The organism is Azospirillum sp. UENF 211521 (assembly GCF_058780535.1).
Window position 1 is genome coordinate 16,065 of the sequence record NZ_JBSNCF010000003.1, and the last position, 15,273, is coordinate 31,337.

The 15,273-nt window shown below is 72.7% G+C and carries 8 protein-coding genes; 5 read left to right on the plus strand and 3 right to left on the minus strand.

Annotation, left to right across the window (positions count from 1 at the left end; translation table 11 throughout):
* The first annotated feature begins 47 nt into the window (after window positions 1-47).
* Both ACWPN5_RS25090 and ACWPN5_RS25095 read left to right on the plus strand, forming a co-directional pair.
* Window positions 48-1,277 carry a glycosyltransferase family 4 protein gene (locus tag ACWPN5_RS25090; protein WP_247888417.1) on the plus strand — a complete coding sequence of 410 codons (1,230 nt, stop codon included), beginning with the start codon at window positions 48-50 and terminating at the stop codon, window positions 1,275-1,277.
* Between the two features lie 2 nt (window positions 1,278-1,279).
* Window positions 1,280-4,141 (plus strand): glycosyltransferase, encoded by a 2,862-nt coding sequence (locus ACWPN5_RS25095; RefSeq protein ID WP_492298045.1) that lies wholly within the window; start codon window positions 1,280-1,282, stop codon window positions 4,139-4,141.
* 63 nt (window positions 4,142-4,204) lie between these two features.
* Here the strand turns inward: ACWPN5_RS25095 and ACWPN5_RS25100 are convergent, their stop codons facing one another.
* The 3 genes from ACWPN5_RS25100 to ACWPN5_RS25110 all read right to left on the minus strand — a co-directional run bounded on the left by ACWPN5_RS25100 (window position 4,205) and on the right by ACWPN5_RS25110 (window position 7,637).
* On the minus strand, window positions 4,205-5,428 hold the full coding sequence (locus tag ACWPN5_RS25100; protein ID WP_492298047.1) for a YbfB/YjiJ family MFS transporter: 1,224 nt from the start codon (window positions 5,426-5,428) through the stop codon (window positions 4,205-4,207).
* A 99-nt stretch (window positions 5,429-5,527) separates the two neighbouring features.
* On the minus strand, window positions 5,528-6,130 hold the full coding sequence (locus tag ACWPN5_RS25105; RefSeq protein ID WP_492298048.1) for a TetR/AcrR family transcriptional regulator: 603 nt from the start codon (window positions 6,128-6,130) through the stop codon (window positions 5,528-5,530).
* A gap of 136 nt (window positions 6,131-6,266) precedes the next feature.
* Window positions 6,267-7,637, minus strand: coding sequence for an FAD-containing oxidoreductase (locus tag ACWPN5_RS25110; RefSeq protein ID WP_492298050.1), 1,371 nt, complete (start codon window positions 7,635-7,637; stop codon window positions 6,267-6,269).
* Between the two features lie 197 nt (window positions 7,638-7,834).
* Between ACWPN5_RS25110 and ACWPN5_RS25115 the strand changes: the two genes are divergently transcribed.
* Genes ACWPN5_RS25115 through ACWPN5_RS25125 form a run of 3 tightly spaced genes read left to right on the plus strand, consistent with a single transcriptional unit; the run spans window position 7,835 to window position 15,131 of the window.
* On the plus strand, window positions 7,835-12,928 hold the full coding sequence (locus ACWPN5_RS25115; protein ID WP_492298051.1) for an AAA family ATPase: 5,094 nt from the start codon (window positions 7,835-7,837) through the stop codon (window positions 12,926-12,928).
* A complete protein-coding gene (locus ACWPN5_RS25120; RefSeq protein ID WP_492298053.1) occupies window positions 12,925-14,496 on the plus strand; it encodes a response regulator in 1,572 nt (523 codons plus the stop codon). Before ACWPN5_RS25115 ends, ACWPN5_RS25120 begins: the two co-directional genes overlap by 4 nt.
* Window positions 14,496-15,131, plus strand: a complete 636-nt coding sequence (locus ACWPN5_RS25125) for a response regulator transcription factor (RefSeq protein ID WP_200477699.1) — start codon at window positions 14,496-14,498, stop codon at window positions 15,129-15,131. Before ACWPN5_RS25120 ends, ACWPN5_RS25125 begins: the two co-directional genes overlap by 1 nt.
* Window positions 15,132-15,273 lie beyond the last annotated feature (142 nt).

Consider the following 15,273-nt stretch of genomic DNA (forward strand, 5'->3'; position numbering starts at 1 on the left):
CTGCTATCCTACCATCCAAGGCCATGGGCAAAAAGGATGTGTGGCGCGTGACGGAGTTGGCAGCGGTGGATGGCGGGACCCCGCGCGTGGAGCAAAATCTGGCGCAGAATCTGGCATTGACGTGGCAGCTTTCGGAGGTCCACGGCTGGGGTCTGGTCGGCGTCCATACGGCGTTGCATCTGATCGACCAGGGACGCCCGCCGCTCCTGCTGGAAAAACCGCTTCTGTCCTCCCTGCGGCCGGAGAACCGGGAAAAGCTGGAAAGCCTGATGGACGGTCATCGGCAGATCACCGCCATCGCCGAGCGGTCGGGCAACCGCATGCTCGGCCTCAACGACTGCACCGTCCTGCACGCGCTCGGCAACGGCTTCGTCGCCGGGCCGTTCTCCGCCCGGTTCCGCGGCAGCCGCAACGTCGGGGTCATCGCCTTCGAGGACACCCTGTTCGACGAGGACACGCTGCGCCGCGCGCGGAGCTACGACAAGCTCGTGGTCCATTCCGAGTACAACCGGGCGCTGCTGGCCGAACAGGGCATCACCGACGTCGGCTGCGCCTTCCAGGGCGTGGACCCGGACGAACTGGCGCCGGTCCCTCCGGCCGGGCGCTTTGGCGACCGCTTCGTCGTCTTCTCGGGCGGGAAGATCGAGTTCCGCAAGGGGCAGGACATCGTGCTCGCCGCTTTCCGCCGGTTCCATGAACGCCATCCCGACGCGCTTCTGGTCACCGCGTGGCACAACCCCTGGCCGCACACCTCGACCGACATCGCCGAGTCTCCGCTGGTGCCCTCCGCTCCTGCCGTTGGCGACAACCGCAAGCTGCGCATCGTGGAGTGGGCGATGGATTGCGGCGTGCCACCGGAGGGCTTCGTCGACATGGGCTTTCTCAAGCGCGGCCAGATCGCCGCCATCTTGGCGGACTGCCACGCCGCCCTCTTCCCCAACCGCTGCGAAGGGGCGACCAACCTCGTCGCCATGGAGGCGATGGCCTGCGGCGTGCCGGTCATCCTGTCGGCCAACACCGGCCATCTCGACCTGATCCGCGACGGCAACTGCCTGCCGCTGTCCCGGCAGGACCCGGTGTCCGACCCCGCATCAGGTCAAGGCGGCCGGCGCCGCGGGTGGGGGGAATCCTCCGTCGAGGAGGCCGTCGCCCATCTCGAAACCCTCTATACGGACCGCGCCGCCGCCCGCGCCCGCGCCGATGCGGCGCGGGCCTTCCTGCGCGGCGAGCGGACGTGGCGCGCCTTCGCCGAAACCTTCGTGGCGGCGGTGGCCTAGGGATGGCGCGGGATGCCGAGGCCACGGAAGGGGTTCCTATCCACCGGCGGGCGCTGGCGAACGACCCGGCCGACGCGGTCGCGTGGCAGCACGCGGCGCATGCCGCCCGCGCGGCGGGCGACGGCCTGCGGGCGATCGCGCTGTTCGTCCGGGCGGCCCGCCTGCACGGCGACGTCGAGGCGCTCGGCCGTCAGATCGGGGAGCCCCTGAGCGTTGCCGCCAGCCAGGCCCTGGCGCGCGTGCAGGAGGGGGCGGCCGACGCGGCGGCAACGCTGCTGGAGCCCTTCGTTCGCCTCGTCCCGCCACAGGGCAGCCTCGCCCGCGCGCTGGGCATCTTGCGGCTGGTCCAGGGGCGCGACGCGGAGGCCGAGCGGCTTCACGCGGCCGCGGGCTCCGGGGACTGCGGTCTGGGGGTCGCCCTGAGGGGGATCGCGCGCCACAAGGCCGACACCGACGTTCTCGGCACCGTGGTGATCCCCGCGCACCGGATGGAGGACACCATCGAACGGGCGTTGGACAGCGTCGCGGCGGCGGCCCGCGTCTACCGCGAGGCGGTGCGGGACCCGCGGGCGCGGATCCATGTCTGCGTCGTCGACGACGCCTCCCCCGACGGGACGGCGTCGCGGGTCCTGCGCTGGGCGCGGGAGCATCCGGAGCAGAGCGTCGCGCTGATCGCGAACAACCGCAACCAGGGGGCGGGGCGGTCGCGCAACATCGGCGCCGCCGCGGGGCTCGGCCGGTACATCTGGTTCCTCGACGCCGACGATTACTTCTTCGAGCGGCATTTCCTGCTGACGGCGACGGTGCTGGACCATACCCCCGACGCCGGGTTCGTCCGCACCGGGATGCGGTTCGACAGCATCGACCATGAGATCACCCCCGCGTGGCGCGAGGCGTCGGAGCTGAGCTACCCTTGCAACCTCTGCGTTCGGCGTGTCTGCCACGACATGATCGGCGGCTTCCCGGAGGAGGCGCCGTTCCACCCGGCCGTGGCCGACGACGTGGCCTACGGCCGGGCGCTTCACAGCATGTTCGGCGGCGTCCGGATCGCGGAGAAGACGGTCCACTACACGATGCGGGCGGACAACGCCCTGGCGCGGCAGCGCCAGACGATGACCAGCGGCGCCAAGCCGACCGAGCAGGTCACGTCCGACTCCCGCTTCGTCGCGATCGAGATCCTGACCCAGCGCCACCTCCACGCGCTGAACGCCAGGAGAGACGCGCTTCTGCGCGACGGCGGCTGGACCGGACCGCCGTTTCTCACGGCCAAGGGGAAAGCCGGGGGTCCGTCTCCGACCCCGGCGGCGGACCTTTCGGAAAGCCGGGACGCCCCGCGTGCCATCGACCCTGTCCCCACTGCCCCCCTCCCCATTGCCCCGGGCGCCATCAACCTCGTGGCGGTGGCGAAGGAGGCCATCCAGTCCGGGCAGCCCGATCGCGCGGTCGCCGCGCTGACCCGCGCCGCCGCCGAGGACCCCGGCCGCACCGAAGCCTGGTTCGAGTTGGGGTTGCTCGCGCACCGGCTGCGGCGCGACCGGCTTGCGCTGGGGGCCTTCGGGGCGGTCGCGCGCCTTCACCCCGGCGCGGCCGCCGCGTGGTGCAATCTCGGCTCCATGCTGGTCGGCGCCGACGCCCATGCCCAGGCTGTGCCCCGGCTGCGCCGTGCCCTGACGCTCCAGCCGGGCCTCACCAACGCCCAGACCCTGCTGGGGCGTGCGAGCCGCCGGCTCGGGCAGGACCGGCAGGGCGCGCGGGAACTGGAGCGCGCGCTCCGGCTGGACCCGATGCGGCCCGATCTCAACGCCGACTGCGCGGACGCCGCCCTGGCCCTCGGCGATGCGGCGGCGGCGGTGGAGCACGCCCGGCAGGCTGTGCGGCTCGGCCCGGAGCTGTACAACGGCCACGCGGCGCTGGCCGAGGCCCTGGAATTGCTCGGCCATCCCGACGCCGCTCTGGTGGCCTGGGAGCGGGCGATCCGCTGCAACCCCGGGTTCGGCGCGGCCTTCACCCGCCGCGCGCTGTCCCTCTTGGCGCGTCGCTGGGGACCGCCGCCGTCACCGGTGGCGGCGGGCGGGCCGGGGCGCCGCCTCGCCTCGACCGCCCTCGGGCGCAACGGACGCTTCGGCAACCAGCTCCTCCAATACGGCGCCCTGCGCCTCTACGCGGCCCGGCACGGCCTCACCCTGGAGGTTCCCCCCTGGCTCGGCCGCCACCTGTACGACCACGACGATCCGCTGCCCGGCCCCGCGCTGCCGCGCGTGGCGGAGGCGGACGGGGAGCGTGCCGTGATCGCCGGGCTCTCCGGTGCGCCCGCCGCGGCGTTGGCGGACCGCGACGTGTCTGGCTATTTCTGCGGCGACACCACGCCCCTGGCGCCGTTCAAGGAGGAGTTCCGCACGCTGTTCACGCCGGGCCGTCATCTCCAATCCCATGCGGACGCGCTGCTCGGCCGTCTGCGCGGTGCTGGACGGACCATCGTGGCGCTGCACCTGCGGCGCGGGGACTTCGGCTGGGGGCGGTTCTGGATCGCCCCGACGTCCTGGTATCTGCGCTGGCTGGAGACTGTCTGGCCGACGCTCGACCGGCCGCTCCTGTTCATCGCGACCGACGACCCGGCCGAGGTGCCGGCGTTCGCCGCCTACCGCCCCGTCACCGGCCGCGACCTCGCCGAGCCGGTCGGGGGGGCGGAATTCTTCACCGATTTCCACGTCCTCTGCCACGCCGACCGGGTGGCCATCTCCAACAGCTCCTTCTCCTTCGTCGCGACCATGCTCAACCGCGGCGCCGGCGGCTTCCATCGGCCCGACCCGACGCGCGGGGCCCTGGTTCCCTACGATCCCTGGGCCGCCCCGGTCCTGATCTGACCACCGCACAGAGAGGGCGAGGCCCGGACGGGCGGTCCCTTCGCCGGAGCCGCCATCCGGGGGTCAACCCTCCGTCCGCCGGCGGAGGCGCCGGGCGTTGACGGCGATGTCGGTCCCCAGCGCCACCACCAGGGCGACGGCGCCGCACAGGAAGACCGCGGCGTAGTTTCCCCCGCTGTGGGCGAACAGGGAGGAGTAGCCGTAGCCGCCCAACGCCTGGAACAGGGCGAAGGCGGTGGTCGCCCGGCTCCAGGCGGCGCGCTGTTCCGACGGGCTGCGCGGCAGCAGTTCATGGATGCGGCCGAGCACCAGGGGAACCACGCCCGGCGTCAGGGCGCCGAGGACGACCGTCGCGATCCCGACCACCAGCGGCTGGCCGCTCACCGCCAGGGCGGCCACGGCGACCGCCTGGAGCAGCAGGGCGATGCGGTAGGCCGCGGCGTAACCGATGCGGTCGGCCAGCGTTCCGGCGATGACCGGTCCCGCCACCGACGCCACGCCGTACAGGACCCAGCAGAGGGCGCCGATGTCCGCGCCATGGTTCAGGCCGCGGGCGACGTAATCGACCAGCAGCAGCATGACCGGCACCAGCCCCAGCGCGTTCAGCGCGTATTCGGCGTAGAGCGAGCGGAGGACCCGCCCTTCGTGCCGCGGGGCGTGCTCCACCGGCGGGGCGGCGGTCGCCTGCGGCGGCGCCGACGGCGGCCAGCCGAACCAGGACAGGGCGGTCAGCAGCAGCGACAGCCCGCCCAGCCCCAGCCACGTCTCGCGCAACCCCAGCCGCATCAGCGCCGGCACGGCGGTGCCGGAGGCCGCGATCCCCAGCCCGATGCCGAGGAAGATCATGCCGCTGACGAAGCCGCGCCGCCCCGCCGGGATGTGGGGCAGGATGCTGCTCGCGACCAGGACCATGATGGCGCCCCCGGCCAAGCCCGAGACGAAGCGCCAGCCGAAGAACCAGCCGAGCGAGAGCGGGTAGGCGCAGGCGATGAAGGCGAGGGAGGCCGTCAGCATCAAAGCCCGCAGCAGCGCCCGGTTGGGCAGCCGGCTGGCCAGCGGCCGGCCGAGCAGGGCGCCCGCCAGATAGCCGGCGAAGTTCGCCGCTCCCAGCGTCACCGCGTCGGCGGCGGAGAACCAATGCGCCCCGATCAGCGAGGGGACCAGCGGCGTGTAGGCGAAGCGCGCCAAGCCGATGGCGACGAGGCTTCCCGCCATGCCGGCGAGGGTCGCCATCCAGGCGGCGCCGTCGAGGCGGTCCATGGCCGCGGTTGCGGAGGTCCTGTTCATGGGCGTGCGTCCCTGTTGCGGCTCCGCCGCAGCGGGCCGCCCGTTGACCGGGAGGAAATGGGGTGGGGGCGATCCGGCGCGGCGGGGCCGTGCTCCGGCTCAGGAGTCCGGCATCGGCGGCAGCCCCAGGCTGGCCAGGGCGCCGCGCGCCGCCCCCTCCAGCAGGTCGCGCTCGGGGCGGATGCGGGCCAGGACGCGGATGCCCAGCAGGGTGGAGAAGAGCAGGCGGGCCGCGTCGCCCTCGGGGATGCCGGCCGGGATCTCGCCGCTCCGCCGCCCCCTGTCGAGGCAGCGGCGGAAGAAATCCTCGATGGTCGTCAGTTCCTCGTTCAGGAAGTCGCGCAGGTCGGGGTTGTCCGGCGTGACCTCCAGCGCGGAATTCACCAGCAGGCAGCCGCGCCGGCACCCGTCGCCGAGCGAGCGCTCGATGCTTTCGCGCAGGAAACCGGCGATCGCCATGGCCGGCGACGGCGCCGCCTCGTGCCGGGCGATGCGGGCGCGCAACGAGCCGTCCAGGTAATGCTCCAGGGCGCGGCGGAACAGCGCCCGCTTGTCGCCGAAGGCGTTGTGCATGCTGGCGAGCGTCATGCGCATGCTGTCCGCCAGCTCGCGGGTGGAGGTCGCCTCGTACCCCTGGGTCCAGAAGCGGTCCACCGCCGCGTCCAGCACCGCCGTCTCATCGAACGTCCGCGGCCGAGCCATGGATACCGCCTCCCGGTGTTTTAGATCATGTGATCCAAAATAAACCGGGGGGCGCGGCGGTCAAGGATTTTGCCGTTGCGCCAGCGCAGGACTGCCCTGCGCCGCCGCCATTGTCGACACCACCGCCGTCGGGCCGCTAGTCCAACGGCTTCAGCTCGCCCAGCAGGGTCGGCAGCAGTTCAGCCACCGTGGGGTGGATGTGGACGGCGCGCTGCAAGGTGGGGTAGGGCGCCTTGGCGTACATCAGGTCCAGCACGCCGTGGATGGCCTCGTCGCCGCCGGGACCGAGGATGGCGGCGCCCAGGATCTCCCGGCTGTCGGCGTCGACGACGATCCGCATGAAGCCCTGTGTCTCGCCCTTCTCGACCGCGCGCCCGACGCGGGTCATCGGCCGCATGCCGACCAGCGCGCGCCGGCCGGAGCGGCGGACCGCCTCGTCGGTCATGCCGACGCGGGCAAGCGGCGGGTCGGTGTAGAGCGCGTAGGCCTGGATGCGGTCGTCCACGCTGCGCCGATCCCCATCGAGCAGGTTCGCCGCGACGATCTCGAAGTCGTTGTAGGCGGTGTGGGTGAAGGCGCCCCGCCCGTTGCAGTCGCCCATCGCCCAGATGCCCGGCACGTTGGTCCGCAGCGTGTCGTCCACCGTGATGGTGCCCCGGGCGTCGGTCGCCACCCCGGCGCGGTCGAGCCCGAGGTCGTCGGTGTTGGGCTGGCGCCCCACCGCCAGCAGCGCGTGGCTTCCCACCACCGAAGGCGCTCCGGAGGCGCAGGTCACGCCCACCTCCACGCCGTCGTCGTGCGGGGCGAAGCGGATGCAGTCGGCCGACAGGCGGACCGTCACCCCCTCCGCCTCCAGCAGGTCGCGGATCGCCGCGGAAACGTCGGGGTCCTCGCGCGCGATCAGCCGGTCGCCCTTCTCCACGACGGTCACCTCGGCGCCGAAACGGCGGTACATCTGCGCGAATTCCAGGCCGATGTAGCTGCCGCCGACCACCACCAGATGGCGCGGAACATGGTCGAGGTCGAGGATCGTGCCGCTGGTCAGGAGGCCGACGTCGCGCACCCCCGGCATGTCCGGCACCGCGGCGCGTGCCCCGACGTTGATGAAGATGCGCTCCGCCGTCAGCACCTCGTCGCCGACGCGCACGCTGTTGGGGGATTCGAAGCGGGCATGGCCCTGCAGCACCCGGCAGCCGGGCATGCCGCGCAGCCAGCGCTCGACGTTCTGGCGCGACCGGCCGGAGACGGCGTCCTTGCGCGCCTTGACCCTGGCCATGTCGACGCGCACCGGGCCGTCCAGCATCACGCCGTATTCGGCGGCCCGCTGGGCCATCCGGGCGACGCGGGCGCTGGCGACCAGCGTCTTGGTCGGGGTGCAGCCGGTGTTCACGCAGGTGCCGCCGAAGTGCTTGCGTTCGATGACCACGACGGTCATGCCGGCGGCGGTGAGGCGCTCGGCGAGCGGTGGCCCGGCCTGGCCGGCTCCGATGATGATGGCGTCGACCATGGCGCTCTCCTGCAGCCGGACCTGGGTGTCGGGGACCGTCGACGGCGGGATGCCGGCGCCGATCGGGCCGCAAGCAAAGCTAAGTGTGGGCGGTGGCCGGTCAAGACCGGGCAAACGGCCGGCGGAGCCGTCCTCGGCGGAGTCCCCCTTGGCGGCGGAATGCCGCTACCATGGGGCCGGGGAAAAGGGACCGATCCATGGAACTCAGCGTCGATCATCTGATGGAAGCCGGTTCGGGCAGCCGCGTCCTGGGCAGCGATGGGGAAAGCCGGCTGCTGCGCGTGACGCGGCCGGACCGGCCCTTTCCCATCCTCGCCCGCATGGCCGTGACTCCGCCAAGCGGTCCGGCAGATCCGGGCGCTCCGGTGAGACGGTCCGACGCCGCGCTCGACCGGCTGCGGCGGGAGCACGCCTTGGCCCGCCAGCTCGATCCCGCCTGGGCGGTCAAGCCGCTCGACCTTCTGCCGCATGGCATGGCCCCGGTCCTGACCCTCGCCGATCCGGGCGGCCAACCGCTCTCGGCGCTGTCCGTGCCGGTGATGCCCTTCCGCCAGCGGCTCGCCCTGGCGCTGCGCATCGCGGAGGCGGTGGCGGAGCTGCACCGCCGCGGCCTGATGCACGGCGATCTGCGGCCGTTCAACCTGCTGGTCGACGACGACGGCGCGGTGCGCCTGACCGGCTTTGGCCGGGCCTGTCCCGTGCCCGTGCCGCCATCGCCGTCCCGGGCCGACGAGCGGCCGGACGCGCTGCTGCCCTACATGGCGCCCGAACAGTCGGGGCGGACCGGCCGGCCGGTCGACCGCTGCAGCGACCTCTACGCGCTCGGCGTCACGCTCTACGAACTGTTCACCGGCGCGCTTCCCTTTGCGGCCGGCGATGCGATGGAATGGGTGCACTGCCATCTCGCGCGGGCCCCCATCCCGCCGGCCCGCCACGCGCCCGACCTGCCGGTCGCCATCGCCGACATCCTGCTGCGGCTGCTCGCCAAGATGGCGGAGGACCGCTACCAGACCGCCGACGGCCTCGTCCGCGACCTCGGCCACGCGCTGCGGCTCTGGGACACGGAGGGTCGAATTTCCGCCTTTCCGGTCGGCCGCCGCGATCTGCCGGAGGGGCTGGTGCCGCCGCCGGGCCTCTACGGGCGGGACGAGCCGACCGCCGTCCTGGAGGCCGCTTTCGAGCGGGTCGCCGCCCGCGGCCGGATGGGCATCGTCCTGATCGCCGGCCGGTCAGGAGTCGGCAAGTCGGCGGTCGCCCGCTCCCTGGAGGGGCGTGTGGTGCCGCCGCAGGGCCTGTTCGCCGGCGGCAAGTTCGACCAGGGCGAGCGGGACCGTCCCTATGCCAGCCTCGCGGAGGCCTTTCGCGGGCTGGTCGCCCGCATCCTGGCGCTGCCGGCCCCGCATCGCGAGCACTGGCGCCGCGCCCTGGCGGAGGCGGTGGGCGAGGGCGGCGCCCTGATGACCGCGCTGATCCCGAATCTCGCCGTGCTGATCGGCGCGCAGCCCGCCGTCCCACCCTTGCCGCCGCGCGAGGCCCAGAACCGCTTCGACCTGCTGTTCCGGCGCGTGCTGCAGTGCTTCGCCCGTCCGGACCATCCCCTGGTCCTGTTCCTCGATGACCTGCAATGGCTGGACGGCGCGACGCTGGATCTGCTGGACCGTCTCGTCGCCGATGGCGGCATGGACCATCTGCTGCTGGTCGGCGCCTACCGAAGCGACGAGGTCGGAGACGGCCACCCGCTGCAGGCGCTGATGGGCCGGGTCGCGGCGGCCGGTGCCGCGATCGACGGCGAGCGGATCGCGCTGGGGCCGCTGTCCTCCGACGACCTGCGCCGCCTGATCGCCGACGGTCTGGACCGCCGGCCCGACGAGGTGGCGGCGCTCGCCGACCGGCTGCAGGAGCGGACCGGCGGCAACGCCTTCTTCGCGGTCCAGCTGCTGACCGAACTGGAGCGCTCCGGCCGGCTGTGGTTCAACCGCGATGCCCGCCGCTGGGACTGGGACCTCGCGGCGGTGGAGCGGGCGCCGGCGGGGTCCGGCATCGCCACGTTGATGGGCGAGCGGCTGGCCCGCTTTCCGGTGCCGGCGCGCGACCTGCTGTTCCGCCACGCCGCGCTCGGCGCCGCCGTCCGGCTGTCCACCCTGGCCCTCGCCGCCGGTCTGACCGAGGAGGAGACGGCGCGCCACCTGGAGCCGGTGCTGGCCGAGGGGCTGATCCTGCGCGGCGAGGACGGGGTCCGCTTCCTCCACGACCGGGTGCAGGAGGGGGCCTACGCCCTGGTGCCGGAGGACTTGCGCGGCCCGCTCCACCTCGGCATCGCCCGCGCGCTGCGCCGCGGCTTCGCGGCCGACCTGACGGGGGAGCGGCTGTTCGCGGTGGTCGGCCAGTACGACCGTTGCCTCTCCCTGGTCCGGGACGGGCGGGAGCGGGCGGAGGTGGCCGCGCTCCACCTCGCCGCCGGCCATCAGGCCAAGGCGGCCAGCGCCCACGGCGCGGCGCTGGCCCACGCGCTGGGCGGCCTGCGCCTGCTGGAGGGCGGCGGGGCCGGGCCGGTGGAAGAGCCGGTGGAAGAACCGTTGGACGGGCCGGAGGCCGGGCGGCTGGCCTTCGCGCTGGAGCATCTCCGGGCGGAATGCGAGTTCCTCTGCGGCGACCTGCAGCAGGCGGAGCGGCGTCTGCTCGCCCTTGCCGGACGGGCCGGGGCGCCGGCGGACCGCGCCGCGATCACCGCGCTGCTCGTCACCGTCTTCACCGCCATCGACCGCAGCGACCGCGCCGTCGAGTCCTGTCTGGCCTATCTGCGCGGGGTGGGGATCGACTGGCCCGCCCATCCCCCGGCCGCCCTGGCCCAGGAGGAGTATGAGCGGCTGCGGGCGGCCATCGCCGGCCGGCCCATCGCGTCGCTGGCCGCGCTGGACGCCGACCCCGATCCCGACAGCCGGGCGACGCTGGACGTGCTGGCCGCCGCCCTGCCGCCGGCCTTCTTCAGCGACCGCAACCTCGTCTGCCTGATCCTCGGGCGGATGGCCAACCTGACCCTGCGGAACGGGCGCAGCGACGCCTCCGCCCTGGGTTTCGCCTATCTCGGCATGATGGCCGGCCCGTGTTTCGGCGACTACGCCGCCGGCTACGACTTCGGCCGCCTCGGCTACGATCTGGCGGAGCGGCAGGGGCCGACGCGCTACCGGGCGCGGGTGCTGATGACCTTCGCCTATCATGTCGTGCCCTGGACCCGCGACATCCGCAGCGAGCGCGCCCTGCTGCTGCGCGCCTTCGACGAGGCGCGGGAGGCCGGCGATGTCACCTATGGCGGTTTCACCAGCGTCACACTGGTCACCAGCATGCTGGCGTCGGGCGATCCGCTGGCGATGGTCCAGCGCACGGCCGAGGCGCGCCTCGCCCATGTCCGGCAGGTGAGGTTCGGGCTCTGCGCCGACATCCTGACCACCCAGCTCCAACTGATGCGGGCCTTGCGCGGCCAGACCGACGCGCTCGACGCCTTCGACGGGCAGGGTTTCGACAACGCCGCCTTCGAGGCGCGGCTGCTGGCCAACCCGAGCCTGGACATCGCCACCTGCTGGCACTGGATCCGCACCCTCCAGCTCCGCTGCGTCGCCGGCGCGATGACGGCGGCGGTCGAGGCGGCGGAACGGGCGGAAGGGCTGCTGTGGACCACGTCGGGCCATTGGGAGATGGCCGAATTCCACTTCCACGCCGCCCTGGCCCGGGCCGGGGCGATGGACGACGCCCCACCGGACCGGCGCGCCCGCCACGCCGCGGCGCTGGACCGGCATCGCGCTCAACTGCGCGATTGGGCGGGCCACGGCCCCGACAGCTTCGCCGCCCGCTTCGCTCTCGTCGAGGCGGAGGCGGCGCGGACCGAGGGGCGGACGGAGGAGGCGATGCGCGGCTACGACCGCGCGGTCGAGGCGGCCCGGCGCAGCGCCCTGCCGCATGTGGAGGCGCTGGCCCACGAACGCGCCGCCGGCCACTACCGTCGGCTGGGGGTGGCGACGCTGGAGCGCGCCTGCATCCGCGACGCGGCCGAGGCCTATGCGCGGTGGGGAGCCACCGCCAAGGTGGCGCAGCTGGCCGGGCGCCATCCCGCCCTTGCCTTGGATACGGTCGAGCCGGCCTTGCCGGAGGCGCCGCGGGGCTTCGACGGGCTCGATCCGGCGGCGCTCCTTGGGACGCTGCGCGCGGTCGCCGACCAGGCGAGTGTGGAGCAGCTCACCACCACCCTGCTGACCCTGGTGCTGGAGCATGCCGGGGCCAGCCGTGGCCTGCTGATCCTCGCCCGCGGCGACGGGCTGCGGGTGGAGGCGGAGGCGACGACCGGACTCTATGGCGTGTCGGTCCGGCTGGTCCGGGAGGATGCCGCGCGCATCCCGCTGCCCCACGCCGTCGTCCACGGCGCGATCCGCGACCAGGAGGCAGTGATCGTCGACGACACGCGGGCGTCGGGTCCCTTCTCCGGCGATCCCTATGTCCGTCAGACCGAGGCGCGCTCCATCCTGTGCATGCCGCTGGTCCGCCGCCGCCGCGTCGTCGGGCTGCTGCATCTGGAGAACGCGCTGGCCACCCACGCCTTCACGCCGCAGCGGGTCAGCATCCTGACGCTGCTCGGAGCCCAGGCCGCGGCGGCGCTGGAGACCGCGACGCTGGACGAGAAGGAGGCGCTGCTGAAGGAGATCCATCACCGGGTGAAGAACAACCTGCAGCTGGTCACCAGCCTTCTCAACCTCCAGGCCCGCCGGATCGAGGACGAGGCGGTCGCAGCCCTGTTCGCGGACAGCCGCGATCGCGTGCGGTCGATGGCGCTGGTGCACGAGAACCTCTACCGCCTCGGCAACTTCGCGCGCGTGCCGATGCGCGAGCATCTGGAATCGGTGTGCGCCCATCTGCTGCGCGCCTATGCCCGGCAGGCCGGCGCGGTGCGGCTGGTGACCGAGATGGCCGACCTGCAGCTTGACCTCGACCGCGCGGTGCCCTGCGGCCTGATCGTCAACGAACTGGTTTCCAACGCCCTGAAGCACGCCTTTCCCGGTGGGCGGGGTGGGGTGTTGGGCGTGGTCCTCGCGGTGGATGGACGGGAGTGCCGGCTGACCGTACGTGACGACGGCGTGGGCTTGCCCGGTGGGTATGATCCCGATAGGATGGACACGCTCGGCTTCCAACTGATCGCCGACTTGACCGAACAGTTGCGCGGTTCGTTGGAATACAACCCCGGCACAGGAACAGAATTCGTCGTCGCCTTTCCCTTGAAGGGGCGTCATCGGGGACATGAATGATTGCGGCCCGTATCCTGATCGTTGAAGACGACCGCATCGTCGCGCGTGATATCCAGCACCAGGTTTCCCGAATGGGCCATGTCGTGGTCGGCCTGTCGACCAGCGGCGAGGAGGCGGTGCGGCTGGCCGTCCACCACCAGCCCGACCTGGTGCTGATGGATATCCGCCTGGACGGGGAGATGGACGGGATCGAGGCAGCCCGCCGGATTCGCGAGGCCCAGCGCATCCCCGTCGTCTTCCTCACCGCCTACGCCAACGACGACGTCGTGGAGCGCGCCAGCCGGACGGAACCCTTCGGTTATCTGCTGAAGCCCCTCGAAGAACCGCAGATGCGCACGGTCATCCAGATGGCGCTCTACAAGCAGGCCAGCGACGCAAAGTTGCGGATGAGCGAACGGCGCTACGCCGCCACGCTCGCCAGCATTCGCGACGGCGTGATCCTGTGCGACCGCGACGGCCGCGTCGACTTCATGAACCGGGTGGCGGAGACGATGACCGGCTGGACGGCGGCGGAAGCGGCCGGAAAGCCGCTCACCGCTGTCTTCATCGCCCTGGACGAGGAGACGCAGGAGCCGCAGGAGGATTTCTCCGCCCTTGTCCGGCACCGGGGGGCCCACGCCCCGCCGGAACGGCTGTCCCGCCTGCTGCCCCGCGGTGAAACGGCGCTGGCTCCGCCCCAGGCGGCTGAATCCCAGGCGGGCCAGCCCCAGACGGCTGAAACCGGGGTGGCCGGTATCGTGGTGGAGGAACGCTGCTCCGCCATCATCGACGACCGCGGGGAGGTGGTGGGCTCCATCTTGGTGTTCAGCGACCTGACCCAGCGCCGCCGCGTTGCCGAGGCTCTGCGCAAGGCCCAGGCCGACCTCGCCCATGTCGGCCGGCTGACCATGATGGGGGAGCTGGCCGCCGCCGTCGCGCACGAGGTGAACCAGCCTCTGATGGCGATCATCACCAACGCCGGCACCTGCCTCCAGCACCTGTCGCAGCCGGCCCCCGACCTCGGCAAGACCCGCGCCGTGGCGGAGCGGATCGTGCGCGACGCCCAGCGGGCCGGCGACGTGGTCCGCAGCATTCACGCGCTGGCGCGGCGGGCCCCGGCTGATCCGGGATGGGTCGACGTCAACGCCCTCGTCGTCGAGACGCTGGCGCTGGTGCGGGCGGAGCTGCGCCGCGCCCGCATCGCCCTGGAAACCGATGTCCGGGCGGACCCGCCGCGGGTCCATGGCGACCGGGTGCAGTTGCAGCAGCTCATCCTCAATCTGGTGATGAACGCCATCGAAGCGATGGCCGACCCCGGCCTGCCGCTGCGGCGTCTGCGCGTCGCGACGGCCGGCGGCGGCGACGGGATCGCCATCCGCGTCGAGGACAGCGGGCCGGGCCTCGCGGACACCGATCCGGAGGTCCTGTTCCGTGCCCTGTACAGCACAAAGCCCGACGGGCTGGGCATGGGGCTGTCGATCAGCCGGTCCATTGTGGAGTTGCATGGCGGGCGGCTGACAGCGACCCCGGGAACACCGTGCGGCAGCGTGTTCGAAGCCGTGCTTCCGGTCGCGCTGGGAGAAGCCTGATGGGCGCGCGCGATGCCGAACCAACGGTGACCGTGGTGATCATCGACGACGACGAAGCCGTCCGCGAAGCGCTGGAGGGGCTGCTCGACTCCGTCGGCCTGCCGGTTCGGAGCTTCGGATCGGTGCAGCAGTATGTCGACCGGCAACCGGCCATCGACGTCGGCTGCATGGTGCTGGACGTGCGGTTGCCGGGCCGCAGCGGGTTGGATTTCCAGGCGGAGCTGGCGCGCTGCGGCAACAGCCTTCCGGTGATCTTCATCACCGGGCATGGCGATGTTCCGATGTCGGTCCGCGCGATGAAGGCGGGAGCCTTCGAGTTCCTGACCAAGCCGGTCCACCACCAGAACCTGCTGGACGCGATCCACGCCGCCATCGCCCGGCATGGCGAGCAGCGCGAGCAGGAGCGCAGCCTCGTCGCCCAGCGCGCCCGCTTCGACACGCTGACCGTGCGTGAACGCGAGGTCGCGATGATGGTGGTGTCCGGCCTGCGCAACAAGCAGATCGCCGGTGACCTCGACCTCAGCGAAGCGACGGTGAAGCTGCACCGCGGCCAAGCCATGCGCAAGATGGGGGTGCGGTCGGTGGTGGATCTGGTGCGCATCGTCGACAGCCTGGTGCCCGACGCCGCGCAGTGAGCACACCGGGGGAGCTGGCCGGCGCCTTCGCTCTCCCGGGGGGCCTCGCCGTTCGCGGTGGAGGCCGAGTCGCCGCCGTGGGGGCATCCGGCGGCTTCCGGCGGCATGCAAGCGCACATCGGCGAACGGAGGGGGCTGTTGA

Bases quoted from the DNA above. Each gene is read 5' to 3' on its own strand.
- ACWPN5_RS25095 (WP_492298045.1), top strand. From the start codon at position 1,280: ATGGCGCGGGATGCCGAGGCCACGGAAGGGGTTCCTATCCACCGGCGG.
- ACWPN5_RS25100 (WP_492298047.1), bottom strand. From the start codon at position 5,428: ATGAACAGGACCTCCGCAACCGCGGCCATGGACCGCCTCGACGGCGCC.
- ACWPN5_RS25105 (WP_492298048.1), bottom strand. From the start codon at position 6,130: ATGGCTCGGCCGCGGACGTTCGATGAGACGGCGGTGCTGGACGCGGCG.
- ACWPN5_RS25110 (WP_492298050.1), bottom strand. From the start codon at position 7,637: ATGGTCGACGCCATCATCATCGGAGCCGGCCAGGCCGGGCCACCGCTC.
- ACWPN5_RS25115 (WP_492298051.1), top strand. From the start codon at position 7,835: ATGGAACTCAGCGTCGATCATCTGATGGAAGCCGGTTCGGGCAGCCGC.
- ACWPN5_RS25120 (WP_492298053.1), top strand. From the start codon at position 12,925: ATGATTGCGGCCCGTATCCTGATCGTTGAAGACGACCGCATCGTCGCG.
- ACWPN5_RS25125 (WP_200477699.1), top strand. From the start codon at position 14,496: ATGGGCGCGCGCGATGCCGAACCAACGGTGACCGTGGTGATCATCGAC.